This window comes from Thalassospira sp. UBA4513 (assembly GCF_002388495.1).
Lineage (GTDB): Bacteria > Pseudomonadota > Alphaproteobacteria > Rhodospirillales > Thalassospiraceae > Thalassospira > Thalassospira tepidiphila.
Map to the genome: position 1 here is coordinate 70,303 of NZ_DGMR01000019.1, position 20,148 is coordinate 90,450.

A 20,148-nucleotide genomic window follows, 5' to 3' on the forward strand; every position below is an offset into this window, starting at 1 on the left:
GCGGCGGTGAACCGGGGCAAGTTCTTTGACCGGGCGCTGATGTCGACCGCACTTGTGGGCTATTCGATGCCGATTTTCTGGTGGGCGCTGCTTCTGATCATGTTCTTCTCGACCACCTTGGGCTGGACGCCGGTCTCGGGTCGAATATCGGTCATGTATTTCTTTGAACCGGTCACCGGTTTCATGCTGATCGACAGCCTCCTGAGCGGTGAGAAAGGCGCTTTCACCAGTGCACTCAGCCATATGATCCTGCCTACCGTTGCGCTCGGCACAATTCCGATGGCGGTGATTGCGCGTATGACGCGCTCCTCGATGCTGGAAGTCCTGGGCGAAGAATATATCCGCGTTGCACGCGCCAAAGGTCTGGCACCGATGCGGGTAATCATGGTGCATGCGCTGCGTAATGCCCTGATCCCGGTGATCACGGTGATCGGCCTTCAGGTCGGCGTCCTGCTGGCTGGTGCAATCCTGACCGAGACGATTTTCTCTTGGCCGGGTATCGGCAAATGGATCATCGAAGCCATGAACCGTCGCGACTATCCGACCATTCAGGGTGGCATTCTGATGATTGCCTTCCTTGTGATGGCCGTGAACCTGATCGTCGATCTGCTGTACGGGATTATTAACCCCCGTATCCGTTACAAGCGCTAAGGAGAGCTGTGAGATGAGCGAGAACACCACCCCGTCCGCAGCACAGGCCTCAAACGTTGCCGAAGCAGCCGTTGAGCCCGTCGGCGCACCGCCGAGCCCGATGCGCGAAACTTGGGACTATTTCAAAAAGAACCGTGGTGCCTTTGCCGGTCTGATCGTCATTGCGGTCATTCTGTTTCTGGCCGTGACCGCACAATGGATCGCACCGTTCGATCCGGTGGCACAGGACCGTACCGCGTTTCTGAAACCGCCGATCTGGATGGAAGGTGCCGATCCGCGTTACATCCTTGGTACCGATGCGGTTGGTCGTGACATCCTGTCGCGCCTGATCCATGGCGCTCAGTTGTCGGTTTCGATCGGCGTCGTCGTCGTGATCCTGTCGATGATTGCCGGTATCGTGCTTGGTATGGTTGCCGGTTACTTCCGCGGCTGGATCGAAGTCGGCGTCATGCGCCTGATGGACATCATGCTGGCCCTGCCCAGCCTGATCATGGCACTTGCGATTGTTGCCATCCTCGGCCCGGGGCTTGAAAACGCGATGCTGGCCATCGCCATCGTCCAGTTGCCGCACTATGTGCGCCTGACACGTGCATCGGTCGTATCGGAACTTAACAAGGAATATGTCATCGCATCGCAGATTGCCGGTGCCGGTCATGTCCGCCAGATGTTCGTCAACATCTTGCCGAACTGCATGGCACCGCTGATCGTGCAGGGCACGCTTGGTATTTCAAGTGCGATCCTTGATGCTGCTGCCCTTGGCTTCCTTGGCCTTGGCGCGCAGCCGCCGCTGCCGGAATGGGGCACCATGCTGTCCGAGGCCCGTGAATTTGTGGGCTCCGCCTGGTGGGTGATCACCTTCCCCGGCCTTTGCATCCTTGTCACCGTGCTTGCCTTCAACCTGATGGGTGATGGCCTGCGCGATGCCCTTGATCCCAAGATGAAACGGTAAGTCATGGCTCTTCTCGAAGTAAAAAACCTGACAGTCGAGTTCGGCTCCGAAGACAAGCCGTTTCGTGCTGTTGATTCCGTAAGCTACTCTGTTGATCGCGGCGAAGTCCTTGGCATCGTCGGTGAGTCCGGTTCGGGTAAATCGGTTTCATCGCTTGCCGTGATGGGTCTGATTGATTTTCCTGGCCGCGTTTCGGCGGATGCCCTGACCTTTGATGGTCAGGACCTGATCACCATGCCGGCAAAACGCCGCCGCGAGATCACCGGCAAAGACATTGCCATGATCTTTCAGGATCCGATGTCGGCCCTTAATCCGTGCTTCACGGTCGAAGCCCAAATCATGGAGGCCCTCAAGGTCCATGAGGGCGGCAACAAGAAGCAACGTCGTGAACGCACGCTTGATCTATTAAACCAGGTCGGCATTCCCGATCCGAAGTCGCGCATGACCGCCTATCCGCATCAGCTGTCGGGCGGCATGAGCCAGCGTATCGTCATTGCCATGGCAATTGCGTGCAACCCGCGCCTTCTGATTGCCGACGAGCCGACCACGGCCCTTGATGTGACCATTCAGGCCCAGATCATCGACCTGTTGCTGAAACTGCAAGAAGACAGCGACATGGGCCTGATCCTGATCACCCATGATCTGGCACTCGTGTCGGAGGCCGCCAACCGCATTCAGGTCATGTATGCCGGCCAGCTGTTTGAAAGTGGCCCGGCTGATAGCATCTTTGCCGCACCCCGCCATCCCTATACGCAGGCGCTGCTGGAAGCACTGCCGGAACGTTCCGAAGGCCATGACCGTCTTCGCACCATCCCCGGCGTAGTTCCCGGTCAGTATGACCGCCCGCAGGGATGCCTTCTGGCACCGCGTTGCCGTTATGCCAATGAACACTGCGTAAAAGCGCGTCCCGAGGTCACCGACTTCAATGGCCGCGATGTGCGTTGCTTCTATCCGCTAAATGATCAGGGCCAGCCGACCGGCCTGACCGCTGATACGACCACCGGGGAGACTGTGTAATGAGTTTTCTGGATACCAAACCCGGTGTTCCGCTTCTGGAATCCGATGATCTTGTCCGTCACTACGAGGTCAATCGTGGCTTTGGCAAACCCAGCGCCATGGTCAAGGCGCTTGATGGGGTTTCCTTTACGCTTGAATCGCAAAAGACCCTTGCGGTGGTCGGTGAATCCGGCTGTGGCAAATCGACCCTTGGCCGTCAGCTAACCCTGATCGAAAAGCCGACCTCGGGCGCGCTGAAACTGAATGGCAATGCCGTTGGCAATCTGTCTGACAAGGAAGCCAAGCAGTTCCGCCGCACCGTTCAGATGATCTTCCAGAACCCGTATGGGTCGCTGAACCCGCGCAAAAAGGTTGGTCAGATCCTGGCCGAGCCAGTTCTTTTGAACATGGATAATCTTGGCCGCAAGGAACGTGAAGAACGCGTCCATGCCACCATGGCAAAGGTTGGCCTGCGTCCGGAGTTCTATCAGCGTTATCCGCATATGTTTTCCGGTGGTCAGCGTCAGCGTATCGCGATTGCCCGTGCCCTTATCCTTGAACCGAAAGTCATCGTCGCGGACGAGCCGGTATCGGCCCTTGATGTATCGGTACAGGCACAGGTTCTGAACCTGATGATGGACCTGCAGGAAGAGATGAATGTCGCCTATGTTTTCATCTCGCATGATCTTTCTGTCGTCAGACATATTGCAGATGACGTCATGGTGATGTATCTCGGTCGCGTCGCTGAAAAGGGACCAACTGACGAGATCTTTGCCAAGCCGCTGCACCCCTATACACGGGCGCTTCTGGCGTCGGCACCAAAGATCGATCCGACACAACGTGTGAAGGCAGAACCGCTGACTGGCGAGTTGCCATCACCGATCAACCCGCCATCGGGCTGTGCGTTTCATAAACGCTGCCCGTTTGCGACCGAGGAATGCGCAAAAGTTCGCCCGGAACTGCGCAATTTCGAGGGCCGCGAAGTGGCGTGTCATCGGGTCGAAGAAATCGCCTGACAACAGGCGATCGCCCGGAAAGCCTAACAGCTATCCAGGTAGACAAGGGAGCAAGGGGGCGCGCTTTTAACAAAGCTGCGCCCCTGCGCATTTCTGAGGATATCTTGCCTGAATTAGGCCGTCGTGCGTGACCGGTCGGTGAGTGCCAGCAAAACACCCGCCCCGACCAGAAGCGTGCCCGAAACACGGTTGAGCATCCGCATATGTCGGGCTGACTTGATCAGGCCCTTGACCTGCCCGCCCAACAATCCATAGGCCAGCAAAACGCTGGTTTCCATGGCAATGAATGTCACGCCCATGACCGTGAATTGCGGCCCGTATGCCACAGCCGGATCAAGGAATTGCGGGAAGAAGGCCGTAAAGATCAGGATCGCCTTGGGATTGCCAATCGCGGTCAGGAACTCGGTCTTTGCCAGATTAAACGGCCCCGGATTGACCATAAGCTCGGCCGGGCCAGTCGTTTCATCACTGTCATTGACCTTGGCAAACCAGCTTTTAAGACCAAGCCAGACCAGATAAACCGCGCCACCCCATTTGATCACAAGGAAGGCTGTTTCACTCGCAGCAAGCACCACACCAAGCCCGGCCGCAGTCACCACAATCATCAGGGCAAAGGCAACAATACGGCCAATTCCGCCCACTGCAGCAGACGATACGCCATACCGCGCGCCATTAAACATCGCGAGAAGATTATTAGGACCGGGCGCCATCGCCAACGCGATTGCCGCCCCGGCAAAAAGAAGCCAGGTGTCGAGCTGCATGGGGCTATTCCTGTATTTCGGGGCTGGCGGCCACGCCAAACAACCCCAAGTTGGTGACGTCGTACTTTCGCCTGAAAATCAGTCGCGCGTCAATGCCGCAATCAGCTCGGACGCGGCAGGCCATTTCGCTGTCAGTGCCGCGCGTTTGCCCATAGAGAAATCGGCAAAATCAAAGCCCGGCGCAACGGTGCAGCCCAAAAGCGCAAACTTGCCGCCGGGCTTAAGCCGCGCCCCCTGCCAGACATTTTTCGGCACCACCATTTGCGGTTTCTGCCCGGCCAGCAAATCCTTGCCGATCTCGACCCGCTTGTGCGTGCCGTCCTCAAACAGCTGAAGCTGTTCGACGGCATCCCCGATATAGTGATGGAAAATCTCGTCACTGGTCAGGATATGCATGCCTGAAAAAGTATCACGCGTCAGAAGGTAATAGATCGCCGTTCCCGTGCTGCGCACCCCCAGATACCGATTGCCGGGATTACAGGTTTCAAACGCCCTGAAGGTCTCGGCGTAATAGCCACCCTCCGGATGGGGTTGCAGGCCAAGCTTGGCGATCAGATCGTCAATAGTGATGTCGTCAGACATGGTGGGCTCCCTGTAACCGACCGTTTTGGTTGCCCCATCATGACGAAAAAAGGGGGTCGGCGCAAACCTTCCCCCTTTGAATATTCGGCTGCCGTGCAACCTTAGTTGCTGTTCATTTTCATCTTGCCATGACCATGCCCCATGCCGGCACCACCGTTCGGCCCCATCGCCATGGTGTTGAGAACATCAATAGTCACAGGCACATCACCGGCCTTCTCGAATTCCAGTGTGATGTCGATTTTCTCGCCTTCTTCAAGCGGCTTGTTCAGGCCAATGAACATGACGTGATAGCTGCCCGGTTTGAACTGCACAGAGCCATGCATTGGCACCTCAACACCACCCTGAACTTGGCGCATCTTCATGACATTGTTTTCCATGATGTGGGTGTGAAGTTCGGTGCGTTCCGCAAGATCACTGCGCACGCTAACAATGCGGTCGGCAGCCCCGGTATTCACAACATCAAAGAAGGCCGCACCATTGCGCACCATGCCCTTGGATGCCTTGGCCCAGGCATCCTTGACTTCGATATCGGCGGCAAAGGCGTTGGTAACGATAAACAGCGACGCCACGGTCGCAACAATTGCAAAAAGCTTTTTCATGATATTCCATCCAATTAGCAGCCTGCATCCGCAGGTCTGCGATTTCAGTAATCGTGTTTTGATCAGTCTTTGAAATCAGATGGAAACCGGGGGTGCCCGGGAATGGCGACCGCGCGGGATGTCATTGACCGCGACAAAGGCAATCGCCTTGGCATAGCTGACATCATGAATGACCGGCACCGGCGCGACATAGGGCAAATCAATTGCCGCCATCGCCCCGTGATGGTTTGCACAAAGCGGGCAAAACGCATGGGCCGGCATTTCGTCGGTTTGACCGGACGCATTTGATGCCACGACACCTTCAAGCGTATCAGCAGATACAAGCTTGATGCCAGCCGGGGTGCAAATCAGAACGTAATCACCACCCGGTGCGATTTCCGCCGCGGATGCAGTCGCAATGCCGGTGGCCTGCCCGCTGAGAAATGCTGGGACCAGCCCGGACTGGGTGACACCCGCAAACAAGACAACAAACGCCACCAGCCATGTCTGAACGACACGGCGCAGGGAAATTCCGCCCGAACGGCGGTTATGGCGTTTGCACGTTATCATGGGTTGGATATGCCCGATTTAAACCACACCTGCAATGACATTGATCATTGCAGGGGGTCTGTTTTGTCCAGTCGTCTTCATACTTTTCATCATGCGGAAACATAAGGCCGGGTGCGATGCCCGGCCTTGCTTTTCGATGCTTTAAAACATCACATCAGATCATGTCGCGGGCCTGAACCAGCTCATCAAAGCGATCGCCATCAAGGAAACCAAGCGCGATGCAGGCTTCCTTCAGGCTGCTGCGTTCCTTGTGCGCCTTCTTGGCCACGGCCGCCGCATTGTCATAGCCAATATGCGGTGCCAAGGCGGTCACCAGCATCAGGCTTTGTTCGACATAGTGCGCAATCTTTTCCTGATCGGCCTCAAGCCCGGCAATACAGTTATCGGCAAAGCTGACCGATGCATCGGCAATCAGGCGGATCGATTGCAGAAGGTTATAAATGATCACCGGCTTGAACACGTTAAGGTCCAGATGACCGTTCGAACCACCCACCGTGACCGCAACATGATTGCCCATCACCTGCGCGCACACCATGGTCAATGCCTCGGCCTGGGTCGGGTTGACCTTGCCCGGCATGATCGAGGATCCCGGTTCATTGGCGGGCAGGACAAGCTCACCCAAACCACAACGCGGCCCGGAACCAAGCAGACGGATATCATTGCCGATTTTCATCAAGGACGTCGCCAGTACATTCATGACACCTGACATCTCAACACAGGCATCATGGGCGGCCAGTGCTTCGAACTTGTTTTCCGCCGTTTTAAACTCAAGACCGGTGATCTTTGAAACCTGTTTGGCAAATTCGACATCAAAGCCATCCGGCGCGTTCAGCCCGGTACCAAGGGCGGTGCCCCCCTGTGCCAGTTTGCGCAGGCGTTTAAGCGCATCGTCGATCCGGTCCAGGCCGAGTGCGATTTGCGCAGCATAGCCGGAAAATTCCTGCCCCAGGGTCAGGGGCACCGCATCCTGCATGTGGGTGCGGCCGATTTTGACGATATCGCCAAATGCTTCGACCTTGGCGTCAAGGGTCGAGCGCAGGTGTTTAAGGGCGGGTTTCAGCTTTTCCTCGATCTCGACCACGGCGGCGATATGCATGGCGGCCGGGAAACTGTCATTCGATGACTGGCCACGATTGACGTGGTCATTGGGATGGACCGGTTCGCGCTTGCCCATCGGCTTGCCCAAAATCTCGCACGCCCGGTTGGCGATCACTTCATTGGCATTCATGTTGGTCTGGGTACCCGATCCGGTCTGCCAGACCACCAATGGGAAGTGATCCAAAAGCTTGCCTTCGGCCACTTCGGATGCGGCGGCCTCGATCGCCTTGGCCAGTTCCGGATCAAGGTTATCAAGGGCGGCATTGGCGCGCGCAGCCGCCAGTTTTTGAACCCCGAACGCCTTGATCAGGGCATCTGGCATGCGTTCACCGCCAATGCGGAAATTCTGTCTGGATCGCTGGGTTTGCGCCCCCCAATACCGATCAGAAGGCACATCAATTTCGCCCATGGTGTCCTGTTCGGTACGGGTGGTCACTGGATTGGTCACGATCATAATCCTCCGTGTCAGAAACAAACTGACCGGGGCGGGAACCCGGCATTCAACACAATAACGCGCTGTGCCGGGAAATATGGTTTGGAATCAGGACGAACGCAAACTCAACCACGACCAAATTGCGGTTTGACCGATCTATTTATCGGTTCAGGCCAGTCGGTTCATGCCAGACCATGTTTTTCATCACACCACGCCAAAAGCCGTATTCCCGCCCGTTCAAGCTGGGATGCGAATTCCGGTTCGGGTCGACGATCCGTGATGATGCCGGTAAGGGCCTCAAGCGGTGCGACATTTTCCAGATAGCGTTGATCAAACTTCGTATGATCAACCATCAGCCAGGTTTCGTCTGATCGTTCCATCATTGCGCGTTTGACGGCCACCGCACGGCGGTTGACGTCACTAAAGCCCTGCCGCGAAATTCCCGATGCTCCGATAAAGGCAATATTGGCGTGGAAACGGCGCAGATATTCGACGGTATCATTGCCATAGACCGCGTTTTCACGACGATCAAACTGGCCCGGACACATCAAAACATCATCATGATCGGCAAGTTCGGCCATGCCATGCACCACCGCATAGCAATTGGTCAGAAACGTGCGTGGCAGTTTTGTCGTGCGGGCTGCCAGAAACGGCGCAATCTGGGCCACAGTTGAACCGGCATCAATCATTGCCACATCGCCGGACCGCACCATGTCGGCCGCCAGCATGCCAATCCGTTCAAACCCGGCCACCGCCGATAACTGGCGTTGCGCCAGATCGGGCTGATGGCCCATGGGCCGGGCCGATGCGCCACCGAACTCGCGTTTGATCAATCCATCACGGCTCAGCGCGTCAAGATCACGGCGGATGGTTTCGGTTGCAACATCGAATCGCTCTGCAAGTGTGGCAACTCTCACATGAGGGTGAACCTGTAACTCTTGCAGAATACGACGCTGCCGCTCTTTTTTTCCCAAACGCAAAGCCACATCCCCCTCAATTATGGCCGGTTTTGTGCCAATAGCAGGCATCTTAGCAATCCTGAGTGAAACCTTTTGTTACAGTTTTGTGTTGATTTTCCAACTTTTTCAAATTCATACTGTTGGTTAAAGCAACAATAAAAACAACAAAACCACATTCAAAAACGGCGGAAAGCCGTCATTCACAGGGAAGAAAGGTTCGAAAACAGTGTTTTCAATTCCGAAAAAAACCGACAGTTTAAAGCTCATCACCCTCCTTGCCGCAATCGGCATGGTCGGCATGGCATCCACCCCGGCTGCGGCGGCAGATGACTGCATCGCACGTGGCGATCTTGACCCGATGTATTGCGACATGGACGGCGACCTTGTTGCTGATGCCCCGCCTGCAGACCAGCAGGTCGATCCGGACACCCTTGTCTTTGCATATACCCCGGTCGAAGACCCGGCGGTTTATGCCGATATCTGGGACCCGTTCCTGCAGCATCTTGAAGAAGTCACCGGCAAGGACGTTCACTTCTTTGCCGTTCAGTCGAACTCGGCAGAAGTCGAAGCCATGCGTTCAGGCCGTCTGCACGTTGCCGGCTTCTCGACCGGCCCGACCCCGTTTGCCGTCAACCTTGCCGGCGCGGTTCCGTTCGCCCTGATGGGTGCGGATGATGGTCGCTTTGGTTACACGCTTCAGCTCTACACCCGTGTCGACAGCGGCATTGATACCCCGGCTGATCTTAAGGGCAAACGCGTTGCTCATACCTCGCCGACCTCGAACTCGGGCAACCTTGCACCGCGTGCACTGCTTCCGGGTCAGGGCATCGTCCCTGAACAGGATTACGAAGTTGTCTATTCCGGTTCGCACGATCAGTCGATCCTGGGCGTTGTCGCCGGTGACTATGACGCCGCCCCGGTCGCGTCCGAAGTTGTTGAACGTATGGCCCAGCGCGATCTCTATGATCCGAACGAAGTCAAAATCATCTATGAAAGCAAGCCTTTCCCGACCACTTCGTTCAACTATGCCTACAACCTGAAGCCGGAACTGGTCGAAAAGATCAAGGAAGCCTTCTTTACCTTTGACATGAAGGGCACCGCCCTTGGTGAAGAATTCAAGGGTGTGTCGAAGTTCCTGCCGATCACCTATCAGGAAGACTGGGCGGTTATCCGCGAAATTCAGGCTGCCAACGGTGTGAAATACACCCCGGACAACCTGAAGTAATTCCTGATTTTCCAATCGATCCGAACTTTGCAGGGCCTGCCTTGGCAGGCCCTGTGCCACCCATTTCATTCGGGGTAACGCAATGCTGCGTATCAAAGAACTTGTAAAACGCTATGGCGAAGAAAAGGCAGTGTTGAAGAACCTGAACCTTGAAGTGCCGGGCGAAAGTGTTGTTTCCATCATCGGCGCATCAGGTGCGGGTAAAAGTACCCTTCTGCGCTGTATCAACCGCCTTGTCGAACCGTCTTCTGGCTCCATCGAACTCAATGGCACGGAACTGACCAAGCTTGAAGGCAAGGCACTGCGTCTGGCACGCCGTCGCATCGGCATGGTGTTTCAGGGCTTCAACCTGATTGACCGTTTGACGGTGATGGAAAACGTGCAGTCTGGTCGCCTTGGCTATCTTCCGGCATGGCGCGCGGTCACGCGCAAATATCCGCAGGAAGACATTGACCGCGCCTTTCATTTGATGGAACGCGTCGGGATTGCCCATTATGCCGACAAACGTGCCGATGAACTTTCCGGCGGTGAACGCCAGCGTGTCGGTGTGGTCCGCGCCCTGATGCAGGAACCTGAAATCCTGCTGGCCGATGAACCGACCGCATCGCTTGATCCGAAAACATCCCGTCAGATCATGGAACTGCTGCGCGCGCTCGCATCCGAGCTGCACCTGCCGGTTCTGATCAACATCCATAACGTCAACGAAGCCAAGGAATACACCCAGCGGATCGTTGGTATGCGCTTTGGCCGCATCATTTTCGATGGCGAGCCGGTCGATCTGACCAATGACGCCATGGACGACATCTATGCCGGTGTGCCCGCCGAAGAACGCGGCGACGCCGAAAGCAGCACCCACCTGCGTGAGGTCGCCGCACGATGAGCAGCACCGTTCAAAAAACGGGCCGCACATGGAAGAAGCCCCCCTTTATTGCCAACCCGATGTTGCGCTGGGGACTTCTGATTGCTGTTGTTGCCTATGTCTGGTGGGCCATCACAACCCTGCCATTCGACTGGGAGCGCATCCAGGACGGTGTCCCGCGTGCGATCCGCATCTTCAAGGGCGCCTTCCCGCCAAGCTTCATCCGTGGCGAGTTGCTGTTTGACGGCTTCATGGAAAGCATCAAGATCGCGATTGTGTCGACCCTGCTTGGTCTGGCACTGAGCGTTCCGATTGCCTTTGCATCGGCGTCAAACATCGCACCGAAATGGCTTTATACCATCGGGCGTGGCGTGATCATCGTTGCCCGTTCCTTCCACCCGGTCATTGTTGCCATCCTGTTTGTCAAAGCTGTCGGCTTTGGACCGCTGGCAGGCATTCTGACGCTGACGGTCTATTCCATCGGTTTCGTTGCCAAAATGCTGGCCGAACGGATCGAAGAAATCGATTGGGGTCAGGTCGAGGCGATCCGTGCTGCTGGCGGGGCGACATTCGTCACCCTTCTGTATGCCGTGATCCCGCAAATCATGCCCCGTCAGATCGGTCTTTCGATCTATCAGCTTGATAGCAACCTGCGCGCGTCTGCCATTGTTGGCATCGTTGGTGCGGGCGGTATCGGATCGACCCTTCTTAATGCCTTTGGGCGTTATGACTATGACTTTGCGCTGGCGATTACCCTTTGCATCATCGGTGTGATCCTTGTCAGCGAGGCCATCAGCGGCCGGATCAGGAGGAACCTATGGTAGCCACCACCCAACCTACCGGACCGGAAGCAATCGCCAACCGCGAATGGTCCCGCTACACCACCAAGGAACGCTGGCGGCGCTATGGCCTGACCGCACTGGTCGCGCTGGCCGTTGTCTGGTCCTTGTCGACGATCAACATCATCTGGCCGTGGCTTTGGGATGCCCCGGAACAGATGGGCGATCTGTTTGCCCGCATGTTCCCGCCGTCTCTTGAAGGCTGGCAGGAAATCGGCTGGACACTTTTGGAAACCGTCAATATCGCAACCATTGCGACCTTCTTTGCCGTGTTCCTGTCCCTGCCAATTGCACTGATCGCAGCCCAGAACACCACGCCGAACCGTTTCACGCTTTGGCTTGGCCGGTTCATTCTGGTGTCATCGCGTTCGGTCAACACCATCATCTGGGCGCTGCTGTTTGTGGCTGTGTTCGGACCGGGTGTTCTGGCCGGTATTCTGGCGATCATTTTCCGGTCGCTTGGCTTCCTTGGCAAATTGCTGGGCGAAGCAATCGAGGAAATCGACCGTGCCCCGATCGAGGCACTGGAATCTGTGGGCGCATCGCGCTTCAAGATTCTCGTCTATGGCGTCATTCCGCAAGTCATGCCGACCTTCTTTGCCGTGTCCATTCTGCGCTGGGACATCAACCTGCGTGAAAGTACGGTTCTGGGTCTGGTTGGGGCTGGTGGTATCGGCATCATCCTTCAGGGGGCGATTGATACCTTTGCATGGCAAACGGTTGCCACGATCCTTCTGGCAATCATTGGTCTGGTCATAATTGGCGAAGCCATTTCAGCTTACCTGCGTAAAAAGGTGATCTAACGTGACCGGAACTTACGACCTTCTGGTCGTTGGCGGCGGCATCAACGGGGCTGGTATTGCCCGTGATGCCGCCGGTCGCGGGCTTTCTGTTCTTTTGGTCGAACAGCGCGACCTTGCCTCGGCCACCTCTTCTTCCTCGACCAAACTCATCCATGGCGGTCTTCGATATCTTGAACATTACGAGTTCCGTCTGGTGCGCGAAGCACTTCAGGAACGCGAAGTTCTGTTGGCTGCTGCCCCACATATCATCTGGCCTTTGACATTCGTTTTGCCCCATCACCGGGGTTTGCGTCCGAAATGGATGCTGCGCGCCGGACTGTTTCTTTATGACCATCTGGCAAAGCGCAAACGCCTGCCCGGATCACGAGCCGTCTCGTTTAACGGCACGCCGGAAGGTCAACCGTTGAAATCCGATTTTGCCGGCGGTTTTTCCTATTCCGATTGCTGGGTCGATGATGCCAGGCTTGTGGTCCTCAATGCACAGGATGCGCAGGCACGTGGGGCTGACATCCGAACCCGCACCAGATGTGCCTCACTGGTGCGTCATCACGATCACTGGAATGCCGAACTGATCGGGCCTGATGGTGCCCCGCAATCGATTAGCGCCAAGTCCGTGGTCAATGCCGCAGGGCCATGGGTCACCGAGATGGTCGAAAATGCCGGACTTGGCAGAAAGGCCGCCGGTCTTCGACTGGTCAAGGGCAGCCACATTGTGGTTGCGCGCATTCATGACCATGATCATTGCTATATCTTCCAGAATGGCGACGGCCGCATTGCCTTTGCCATCCCCTATCAGCAGGACTACACCCTGATCGGCACCACCGATGTTGCCTATACCGGCGATCCGGCACAGGTCAAAATCAGCGATCAGGAAACCGACTATCTGCTGGATCTGGTGAATGGCTATCTCGCCAAACCGCTTGGCCGCAAGGACGTGGTCTGGGATTATTCCGGTGTGCGACCGCTTTATGACGACAAGAACGACAATGCGTCGGCGGTAACCCGCGACTACGTGTTTGATCTTGATACCGGCGATAGCGGCAGCGCCGCCCCGATCCTGTCGATCTATGGCGGCAAGATCACGACTTATCGCAAGCTTGCCGAACATGCGATGCAAAAACTGGCCCCGGTTCTGGGCAACAATGCCAAGGACTGGACAGCAAACGCCATCCTTCCCGGTGGCGACATGCCCGACGGCGATTTTGATGCGTTCCTTGCCAAGGCCAAATCAACCTATGACTGGTTGCCACGCGCATTGCTGTATCGGCTGGTGCGAAGCTACGGCACCGAGATCAGCAAGATCATTGGCACGGCGACATCGCTTGGTGATCTGGGCACAGAGGTCGCGCCAAACCTTTACGAAGCAGAACTCCACTACCTGATGGCCAACGAATGGGCGTGTTGCGCAGAAGATGTTCTGTGGCGCAGGACCAAGCTTGGCCTCGGGATGCAGCCTGATCAGGTCGATGCCATCGAAAAATGGTTTGCCGCCCAAACCCGGCTTGATCGGGCTGCGCAGTAACCCTCAAAACGAGCAACCTGCAAACATCAAAAAAGGGCAGTGAAATCACTGCCCTTTTTATTGCGTATTCGTTGGCCTTAGTAGGCGTATTCCTTGAACAACGGATCGACCGAGCCGTTCCATTCGGTTTCGTACTTATCAAGGAATTCCTCTGCCAGGGTGCGGCCGCTTTGTGCGACATCATCAAGGCTATCAAGGAAATGGCCTTCATCGTCGCCGTAGCTATCCATGCGGCCACGGTTTTTAAGACCCTGACGGGAAATCGCCAGAACGTCTTTGGAAAGATCCTGAACCGTGCCGTTTTTGAACGGGGTGGCAAGGGCGGTGCGCGGAACGTCGTTGCGAAGCGCTTCGCGTTCAGTTACCGACAGGTCCTTGACCAGATCCCAAGCGGCATCAAGGGCCGCATCATCATACAACAGCCCCACCCAAAGGGCCGGCAGCGCACAGATGCGTTTCCACGGGCCACCATCGGCACCGCGCATTTCAAGGAACTTCTTAAGACGCACTTCCGGGAAGGCCGTGGTCATGTGATCAGACCAGTCATTCATGGTCGGGCGTTCACCCGGCAGAACATCAAGTTTGCCATCCATGAAATCACGGAACGACTTGCCCGCCGCATCAATGTATTTGCCGTCGCGATAAACGAAATACATCGGCACATCGAGCATGTAGTCGACATAACGTTCAAAGCCAAAACCGTCCTCGAACACGAACGGCAACATGCCACAACGATCCGGATCGGTATCGGTCCAGACGTTTGATCGTGCCGACAAGAAACCGCTTGGCTTGCCATCAACAAACGGCGACGCCGCAAACAGGGCGGTTGCCACAGGCTGAAGCGCCAAAGAGGTCCGGAATTTCTTGACCATGTCGGCTTCGGAACTGAAATCCAGATTGACCTGAATGGTCGAGGTCCTGAGCATCATGTCCAGACCAAGGTTTCCGACCTTGGGCATGTAATTTTTCATGATCTCGTAGCGGCCCTTGGGCATCCACGGGATATCTTCGCGTTTCCATTTCGGATTATGGCCGACACCCAGCATATCAATGCCAAGCCCGTCACAAATCTCGCGGACTTCGTGCAGGTGCGTATGCACTTCACCACAGGTCTGGTGAATGTTTTTAAGCGGCGCACCGGAAAGTTCAATCTGCCCGCCCGGTTCGAGCGAGACGGAACATTTGTCCTTGGTCAGTGCAATGACATTGCCGTTCTCAATGATCGGTTCCCAATCATAATGTTCGGCCAGGGCATTGAGCAGCATTTTGACCCCGCGCTCCCCCTCATAGGGGATGGGGCGAAGATCATCGCGGGTGAAGGCGAATTTTTCGTGTTCGGTGCCGATGGCCCAGTCTTTTTTTGGCGTACAGCCGGACTCGAACCATTCGACAAGCTGGCGCCGGCTTTCAATTACCGGGCTGTCACCAGTGGAGGCGCTGACAGTCATAAGGGCTTCCCCTAATCTCTCGCAACGGGTCGGTGCGACCAATCGCCGATACGATCCTGAAATACGGTCAAAGCTGCAATTGCGGCCGTTTCGGCACGCAGAATACGCGGACCGAGGCTTACAGGCGTTGCAAAAGGCTGTTTGCGGATACGTTCAAGTTCGTCGGCGCTAAAGCCGCCCTCGGGTCCAATCACGATTGCATGGTTAACAACATTGGTATTGTCGATAAACGAGCCAGCGCCCTTTGCCAATAGCTGACTTAGCACTTCACCAATTGGTGACCCCGATCCTGTTTCATCACAAAATAGCAGATGGTGATTTTCCGGCAGGTTTGCGACCCAGTCCAAAAGACGCACAGGTTCGCAAACCTCAGGCACAGTCAGGCGTTCACACTGTTCGGCCGCTTCAACCACCTGTGCCTGCAAACGATCAAGGCGAACCTTGTCGGTGATGCCATGCTGGGTGATGACCGGTTGCAAACTTTGAACCCCAAGCTCGACCGCCTTTTCAATCAGGAAATCAAGTCGTTGCTTTTTGATCGGCGCAAAAACAAGAGTCGGACCAACTTCATTGCCCTGCGCACGCAATTGGCGTTCCGCGGTGACGCTGCCCTTCTTTTTACGAAGCTCGCTGATCGTGCCCAGCCACTCCCCGTCAAGGCCATTAAAAATTTTTACCGGTGTTCCGGGCTTGAGGCGCATGACATGTTCGAGGTAATGAGACTGTTCGGGAGCAAGTTCGATTTCACTATCAGCCGTGATAGGATCCCGAACGAAAAGGCGTTGGCGGGCGCGCGTGGCATCAGCAGTCATAAAGGTCCCCAAAGCCGTTTTACGGCATATTGAAATGGTTTTTTATCAGATAGGCCAATTATGACACAGGTCAACCAGCCAATACAGACCAGCAAGAACGATATGCCACAGGATGGCTGGATCGATCGTTTCATGCCCGAAGCTGTGCGACCCTATCTGAAACTTCTGCGCCTTGATCGCCCGATTGGCACCTGGCTTTTGCTTTTGCCCTGCTGGTGGTCCACCGCCATGGCAGGCGGGTTAACCGATGCCATCACCACCAAACAGATCGTCATCATGATGGCGCTGTTCGGGGTGGGTGCTGTGATCATGCGCGGTGCCGGTTGCGTGATCAATGATCTGGCCGACCGCAATTTTGATGGCAAGGTCGAACGCACCACCACCCGCCCGCTGCCAAGTGGTCAGGTCAAGGTGTGGCAGGCGTTGCTGTTCCTTGGCTTCATGATGTTGCTTGGACTTGGTATTCTGGTGCAATTCCGCATCGAGGCGATCATTGTCGGCATCTGTTCGATCCCGATCATCATCACCTATCCGTTCATGAAGCGGATCACCTATTGGCCGCAGGCCTGCCTTGGCCTTGCCTTTAACTGGGGCGCGCTGGTCGGTTGGGCGGCAGTGACCGGCACGGTGGAGCCGGCCGCCATTGCCATGTATGCGGCGGGCTTTTTCTGGACGCTTGGCTATGACACCATCTATGCCCATCAGGACAAGGATGATGATGCCAAGATCGGGCTAAAGTCCTTGGCACTGCGTTTCGGCGATGCGACGCCGAAATGGGCCAAGGGCTTCTATACCATGACCACGCTTTTGCTGGGCGTTTCGGGGATGCTGGCCGGTTTGCACTGGTCCTATTTTGTCTTGCTGGGGTTGGCGGGCATTCACCTTGGCTGGCAGGTTGCCACCGTCAAGCTTGATGATGCGGCCAATTGTCTGAAGCGGTTTAAATCCAACCGCGATTACGGATTACTGGTACTTGCTGCCATCGTGCTTTCGCACCTGATTGCGAACGCATAACCCGATACCCCTTTTCAAGGTAAACCGCCAATGAGCGAGAATGTCTTCGCCGATGCACTGGTGCCCGATGTCGACGATCCGCAATTTGCCGATCTGATCGAAACATTCACCGTACCGGCTCGGGTGCCACTGGCACCGGAAATCGAGATGTATCTGGCGACCCACATCACCCCGCTTTGGCAGGCGACCGAGGATATCCTGGGTGTGCTTGATATCCCGCCGCCCTACTGGGCCTTTGCCTGGCCGGGTGGGCAGGCAATCACGCGCTATATCCTTGATCACCCGGAACTGGTGCGCGGCAAGCGGGTGCTTGATTTTGCCTGTGGTGGTGGCATGCAGGCGATTGCCTGCGTCCGTTCTGATGCCGCAGAAATCCTTGCCAACGACATCGACCCGGTGGCGATTACCGCCACAAGGCTGAACGCCAAACACAATGGTGTTCAAATTCCGACGACGACCGAAAATCTTGTCGGCACCTCGGCCCCGCAAAAGCGTTGGGATGTGATTTTTGCCGGCGACGTCTGTTATCAGCAGGACATGGCAAATGCCGTTTTGCAGTGGCTGATGGCCGAGGCCCGCCTTGGCACCAAGGTCATCCTGGCCGACCCCGGCCGAACCTATGCGCCGACGCATAACATTGATGAACTTGAAACCTACGACGTGCCGGTCGATGTCGCGGTCGAGGACACCGACACCAAATTCACCCGTATCTGGCAGCTTTTGCCGGACCGCGATTAATCCTGTTCAACAACAAGACGGCGAAATGCCGGATCATCAATGACACGCAGGACGAATGCGGGGCTAAAGACCTGGCCGGCACGCTTGGCGAAAAGTGCCATCATTTCCCATTGGTCAAGGGATGTGAACCGGCGATCTCTGGCCTCAATCGCAGACAAGGCAAACACCGATCCCTGATCAAAAACATGTCCGCGTGCAGATTGGTACATGCCGATGTGATCGGAAGTGACCCCGCAATCGAGATCAAGATCGCGACCCGGAAATTGAACATAGCTGTAATGGGCTGGCACCGATTCCGTGACATGCATATGTGCAAGTTGTGTCGGGGTGAGCCAGGTTATCGAAACACGCACGCGCGTGCCCGGTGAGGACGCCAGCGTTGCCGGAACTGCGCCGTATCCGGTTATGTGCGTTGAATAGACAATATCATGATGTGCCAACCAGCCATGGGTCACCGGGATTTCATCAGACAGGTTCTGATGGGTGAATTTTCGGGTCAGTTGTACCGGCGCACGATTGGACCCGACGGCCAGAACCGGTGTCCTGCCCCTTGTCGCAGTCGCGACGTCTGATGGTCCCATCGCAACTACGTCACCACCACGAAACAGAAAGTCGTGATCCGGCGCAGGATAGGGATACAAAAACGCGCGCAGGAGATCCTGCGCGCGCGGATGCTGTTCGATCTGGTCGCGCAACACGGGATCCGTGATCATATGCGCATCAGATATCGAAAACATATTGGCCGTCCGGCTTAGCCTTCGACGACACGATAGCGATAATTGCAGTCGTCAACATGCTGCCATGCCAGTTTCGACCATGCTTTTTCGGCATCGCCAAACGTGGCAAACGGGCCATGACGTTCTTCTTCACCGCCAACCGGGGTTTCGAAATCGGTGCTTTCATATTCGCCACCGACTACCCAGTATTCTTCAAGGCGTTCGATACGATACCGCGAATTCGCGTCATCAACCGACTGCCAGGCCATTTTCGACCATTCCTTTTCGGCGTCTTCGAAGCTGCCAAACGGACCAACTTTGGTTTCTTCGCCAATCGGCTTATCGAAACCGGTATCCTGATAGGTGCCCCCGATAACCCAGTACTTGGCCATCTGTGCGTCCTTCATGCTTTTGGTGAGTTGCCAGGTCGCGTGCTGTGGGTCACGCGACTCTTTTCCTTGCCAATGTATAACCAAATGATGCGCTGACCAAAACCGCAAAATTATGCATCGCCGTGCAACGCAGCATTGTCAGATCATGTAGGGATGGATCGATGCGGTTACAAATGACGTATTTGACAACAGTAAGGTTGTCCCGTTTCGCTCCGCGGCGTATGAAGACAATCAGGTTTCAAAGCTTTGCAGATGACAGGTGCCATGCCCTATCAATCCCTTCGTGACTTCATGGATGCGCTGGAAAAAACCGGCCGTCTTGTCCGTGTCACTGAACCGGTCTCCCCCAATCTTGAAATGACGGAAATCCAGACCCGCCTTCTCGCCGAAGGTGGCCCGGCTGTTCTGTTTGAAAATGTTGTCGGTGATGACGGCAAAAAATACGACATGCCGGTTCTGGTCAACCTGTTTGGCACCGTGGACCGTGTGGCGGCGGGCATGAACCGCAAACCCGAAGAACTGCGCGAAGTCGGCGAAACGCTGGCGTTCCTGAAACAGCCCGAACCACCGGCCAGCATCCGCGAAGCTTTTTCGCTGCTGCCGCTTGCCAAGACCGTGATGGCGATGAAACCCAAAACGGTTTCGAAAGCCCCGTGTCAGGAAGTGGTCCTTCAGGGCGATGATATCGATCTTTCGAAAATTCCGGTGCAATCCTGCTGGCCCGGCGAACCCGGCCCGCTGATCACCTGGCCGCTGGTCGTGACCCAGGGGCCAAGTGCTGGCGCCAAGGGCGGTGACAAGCGCGATGTGTTTAACCTTGGCATCTATCGCATGCAGGTGTTGGGTAAAAACAAAACCATCATGCGCTGGCTGAAACATCGCGGTGGCGCACAGCATCATGCGCGCTGGAAACAGGAAAAGCGTGAACCGCTGCCAGCCGCCATCGTTCTGGGCGCAGATCCTGGTACGATCCTTGCGGCTGTCACCCCGGTCCCCGATACCCTGTCGGAATATCAGTTTGCTGGCCTTCTGCGCGGTGAAAAGGTTGAACTGGTCGATTGCAAAACCGTCCCGCTCAAGGTCCCGGCCACGGCCGAGATCATTCTTGAAGGTTACGTATCGCTTGATGAATATGCGCCCGAGGGGCCGTATGGCGATCACACCGGTTATTATAACTCGGTCGAAGA

At 56.0% G+C, this 20,148-nt stretch carries 22 protein-coding genes; 12 read left to right on the plus strand and 10 right to left on the minus strand.

From position 1 onward, the window contains the following. From B2T33_RS06905 to B2T33_RS06920, 4 genes are all read left to right on the plus strand, one after another. The coding region (locus B2T33_RS06905; RefSeq protein ID WP_286791568.1) for an ABC transporter permease subunit at positions 1–651 on the plus strand (651 nt) is incomplete at its 5' end. A gap of 13 nt (positions 652–664) precedes the next feature. Continuing rightward, positions 665–1,600, plus strand: a complete 936-nt coding sequence (locus tag B2T33_RS06910; protein WP_063087347.1) for an ABC transporter permease subunit — start codon at positions 665–667, stop codon at positions 1,598–1,600. A gap of 3 nt (positions 1,601–1,603) precedes the next feature. Then, the gene (gene dppD, locus B2T33_RS06915) at positions 1,604–2,617 is read left to right on the plus strand and encodes a dipeptide ABC transporter ATP-binding protein (protein WP_286791569.1); all 1,014 of its coding nucleotides are present in this window, start codon (positions 1,604–1,606) and stop codon (positions 2,615–2,617) included. Then, the gene (locus tag B2T33_RS06920) at positions 2,617–3,612 is read left to right on the plus strand and encodes a peptide ABC transporter ATP-binding protein (RefSeq protein WP_008891559.1); all 996 of its coding nucleotides are present in this window, start codon (positions 2,617–2,619) and stop codon (positions 3,610–3,612) included. Before dppD ends, B2T33_RS06920 begins: the two co-directional genes overlap by 1 nt. Before the next feature lie 113 nt (positions 3,613–3,725). On the opposite strand, the gene B2T33_RS06925 is transcribed toward B2T33_RS06920, so the two are convergent. The 6 genes from B2T33_RS06925 to B2T33_RS06950 form a co-directional block, all read right to left on the minus strand. Further along, a complete protein-coding gene (locus B2T33_RS06925; RefSeq protein ID WP_064782136.1) occupies positions 3,726–4,373 on the minus strand; it encodes a LysE family translocator in 648 nt (215 codons plus the stop codon). A 78-nt stretch (positions 4,374–4,451) separates the two neighbouring features. Further along, positions 4,452–4,955, minus strand: coding sequence for a cupin domain-containing protein (locus B2T33_RS06930; protein WP_197146821.1), 504 nt, complete (start codon positions 4,953–4,955; stop codon positions 4,452–4,454). A 101-nt stretch (positions 4,956–5,056) separates the two neighbouring features. Next, a complete protein-coding gene (locus B2T33_RS06935) occupies positions 5,057–5,554 on the minus strand; it encodes a copper chaperone PCu(A)C (RefSeq protein ID WP_197146820.1) in 498 nt (165 codons plus the stop codon). A gap of 75 nt (positions 5,555–5,629) precedes the next feature. After that, on the minus strand, positions 5,630–6,103 hold the full coding sequence (locus B2T33_RS06940; protein ID WP_197146819.1) for a DUF2946 family protein: 474 nt from the start codon (positions 6,101–6,103) through the stop codon (positions 5,630–5,632). 154 nt (positions 6,104–6,257) lie between these two features. After that, positions 6,258–7,655: a class II fumarate hydratase gene (gene fumC / locus B2T33_RS06945; RefSeq protein WP_286791570.1), complete on the minus strand. Its 1,398-nt coding sequence runs from the start codon at positions 7,653–7,655 to the stop codon at positions 6,258–6,260. Positions 7,656–7,816: 161 nt separating this feature from the next. Then, positions 7,817–8,662, minus strand: a complete 846-nt coding sequence (locus B2T33_RS06950) for a DeoR/GlpR family DNA-binding transcription regulator (RefSeq protein WP_286791571.1) — start codon at positions 8,660–8,662, stop codon at positions 7,817–7,819. Between the two features lie 157 nt (positions 8,663–8,819). On the opposite strand from B2T33_RS06950, the gene phnD reads away from it, so the two are divergent. The 5 genes from phnD to glpD all read left to right on the plus strand — a co-directional run bounded on the left by phnD (position 8,820) and on the right by glpD (position 13,841). Beyond that, positions 8,820–9,818 carry a phosphate/phosphite/phosphonate ABC transporter substrate-binding protein gene (gene phnD, locus B2T33_RS06955; protein ID WP_286791572.1) on the plus strand — a complete coding sequence of 333 codons (999 nt, stop codon included), beginning with the start codon at positions 8,820–8,822 and terminating at the stop codon, positions 9,816–9,818. Between the two features lie 82 nt (positions 9,819–9,900). After that, positions 9,901–10,698, plus strand: a complete 798-nt coding sequence (gene phnC / locus B2T33_RS06960; RefSeq protein WP_008891551.1) for a phosphonate ABC transporter ATP-binding protein — start codon at positions 9,901–9,903, stop codon at positions 10,696–10,698. Then, complete coding sequence (gene phnE, locus B2T33_RS06965; protein ID WP_008891550.1) at positions 10,695–11,501, plus strand: phosphonate ABC transporter, permease protein PhnE; 807 nt, start codon at positions 10,695–10,697, stop codon at positions 11,499–11,501. The genes phnC and phnE (B2T33_RS06965) overlap by 4 nt, the downstream gene beginning before the upstream one ends. After that, the gene (gene phnE / locus B2T33_RS06970; protein ID WP_008891549.1) at positions 11,495–12,319 is read left to right on the plus strand and encodes a phosphonate ABC transporter, permease protein PhnE; all 825 of its coding nucleotides are present in this window, start codon (positions 11,495–11,497) and stop codon (positions 12,317–12,319) included. The genes phnE (B2T33_RS06965) and phnE (B2T33_RS06970) overlap by 7 nt, the downstream gene beginning before the upstream one ends. 1 nt (position 12,320) lies before the next feature. Next, positions 12,321–13,841, plus strand: coding sequence for a glycerol-3-phosphate dehydrogenase (glpD, locus tag B2T33_RS06975; RefSeq protein WP_286791573.1), 1,521 nt, complete (start codon positions 12,321–12,323; stop codon positions 13,839–13,841). Between the two features lie 77 nt (positions 13,842–13,918). Here the strand turns inward: glpD and B2T33_RS06980 are convergent, their stop codons facing one another. Together B2T33_RS06980 and B2T33_RS06985 are read right to left on the minus strand one after the other, a co-directional pair. Beyond that, positions 13,919–15,289 (minus strand): glutamate--cysteine ligase, encoded by a 1,371-nt coding sequence (locus tag B2T33_RS06980; protein ID WP_063087327.1) that lies wholly within the window; start codon positions 15,287–15,289, stop codon positions 13,919–13,921. Between the two features lie 11 nt (positions 15,290–15,300). Continuing rightward, complete coding sequence (locus B2T33_RS06985) at positions 15,301–16,101, minus strand: 16S rRNA (uracil(1498)-N(3))-methyltransferase (RefSeq protein ID WP_063087326.1); 801 nt, start codon at positions 16,099–16,101, stop codon at positions 15,301–15,303. 60 nt (positions 16,102–16,161) lie between these two features. Between B2T33_RS06985 and ubiA the strand changes: the two genes are divergently transcribed. Both ubiA and B2T33_RS06995 read left to right on the plus strand, forming a co-directional pair. Then, on the plus strand, positions 16,162–17,115 hold the full coding sequence (ubiA, locus tag B2T33_RS06990) for a 4-hydroxybenzoate octaprenyltransferase (protein WP_286791574.1): 954 nt from the start codon (positions 16,162–16,164) through the stop codon (positions 17,113–17,115). A gap of 30 nt (positions 17,116–17,145) precedes the next feature. Continuing rightward, complete coding sequence (locus B2T33_RS06995) at positions 17,146–17,853, plus strand: class I SAM-dependent methyltransferase (protein WP_286791575.1); 708 nt, start codon at positions 17,146–17,148, stop codon at positions 17,851–17,853. Here B2T33_RS06995 and B2T33_RS07000 read toward each other — a convergent pair. Together B2T33_RS07000 and B2T33_RS07005 are read right to left on the minus strand one after the other, a co-directional pair. Beyond that, positions 17,850–18,590, minus strand: coding sequence for a hypothetical protein (locus tag B2T33_RS07000; RefSeq protein WP_197146811.1), 741 nt, complete (start codon positions 18,588–18,590; stop codon positions 17,850–17,852). The genes B2T33_RS06995 and B2T33_RS07000 overlap by 4 nt on opposite strands. Positions 18,591–18,604: 14 nt before the next feature. Then, the gene (locus tag B2T33_RS07005) at positions 18,605–18,961 is read right to left on the minus strand and encodes a DUF4170 domain-containing protein (protein WP_064782192.1); all 357 of its coding nucleotides are present in this window, start codon (positions 18,959–18,961) and stop codon (positions 18,605–18,607) included. Positions 18,962–19,225: 264 nt separating this feature from the next. Between B2T33_RS07005 and B2T33_RS07010 the strand changes: the two genes are divergently transcribed. After that, a partial coding sequence (locus B2T33_RS07010; protein ID WP_286791576.1) for a UbiD family decarboxylase occupies positions 19,226–20,148 on the plus strand: 923 nt, incomplete at its 3' end.

Coding starts and splice junctions, on each gene's coding strand:
- B2T33_RS07000 (WP_197146811.1), bottom strand. CDS start 18,590: ATGTTTTCGATATCTGATGCGCATATGATCACGGATCCCGTGTTGCGC.
- B2T33_RS06910 (WP_063087347.1), top strand. CDS start 665: ATGAGCGAGAACACCACCCCGTCCGCAGCACAGGCCTCAAACGTTGCC.
- fumC (WP_286791570.1), bottom strand. CDS start 7,655: ATGATCGTGACCAATCCAGTGACCACCCGTACCGAACAGGACACCATG.
- phnC (WP_008891551.1), top strand. CDS start 9,901: ATGCTGCGTATCAAAGAACTTGTAAAACGCTATGGCGAAGAAAAGGCA.
- B2T33_RS06930 (WP_197146821.1), bottom strand. CDS start 4,955: ATGTCTGACGACATCACTATTGACGATCTGATCGCCAAGCTTGGCCTG.
- phnE (WP_008891549.1), top strand. CDS start 11,495: ATGGTAGCCACCACCCAACCTACCGGACCGGAAGCAATCGCCAACCGC.
- B2T33_RS06920 (WP_008891559.1), top strand. CDS start 2,617: ATGAGTTTTCTGGATACCAAACCCGGTGTTCCGCTTCTGGAATCCGAT.
- B2T33_RS06940 (WP_197146819.1), bottom strand. CDS start 6,103: ATGATAACGTGCAAACGCCATAACCGCCGTTCGGGCGGAATTTCCCTG.
- B2T33_RS06985 (WP_063087326.1), bottom strand. CDS start 16,101: ATGACTGCTGATGCCACGCGCGCCCGCCAACGCCTTTTCGTTCGGGAT.
- B2T33_RS07005 (WP_064782192.1), bottom strand. CDS start 18,961: ATGGCCAAGTACTGGGTTATCGGGGGCACCTATCAGGATACCGGTTTC.
- ubiA (WP_286791574.1), top strand. CDS start 16,162: ATGACACAGGTCAACCAGCCAATACAGACCAGCAAGAACGATATGCCA.
- B2T33_RS06935 (WP_197146820.1), bottom strand. CDS start 5,554: ATGAAAAAGCTTTTTGCAATTGTTGCGACCGTGGCGTCGCTGTTTATC.
- B2T33_RS06980 (WP_063087327.1), bottom strand. CDS start 15,289: ATGACTGTCAGCGCCTCCACTGGTGACAGCCCGGTAATTGAAAGCCGG.
- B2T33_RS06925 (WP_064782136.1), bottom strand. CDS start 4,373: ATGCAGCTCGACACCTGGCTTCTTTTTGCCGGGGCGGCAATCGCGTTG.
- dppD (WP_286791569.1), top strand. CDS start 1,604: ATGGCTCTTCTCGAAGTAAAAAACCTGACAGTCGAGTTCGGCTCCGAA.
- phnE (WP_008891550.1), top strand. CDS start 10,695: ATGAGCAGCACCGTTCAAAAAACGGGCCGCACATGGAAGAAGCCCCCC.
- B2T33_RS06950 (WP_286791571.1), bottom strand. CDS start 8,662: ATGCCTGCTATTGGCACAAAACCGGCCATAATTGAGGGGGATGTGGCT.
- B2T33_RS06995 (WP_286791575.1), top strand. CDS start 17,146: ATGAGCGAGAATGTCTTCGCCGATGCACTGGTGCCCGATGTCGACGAT.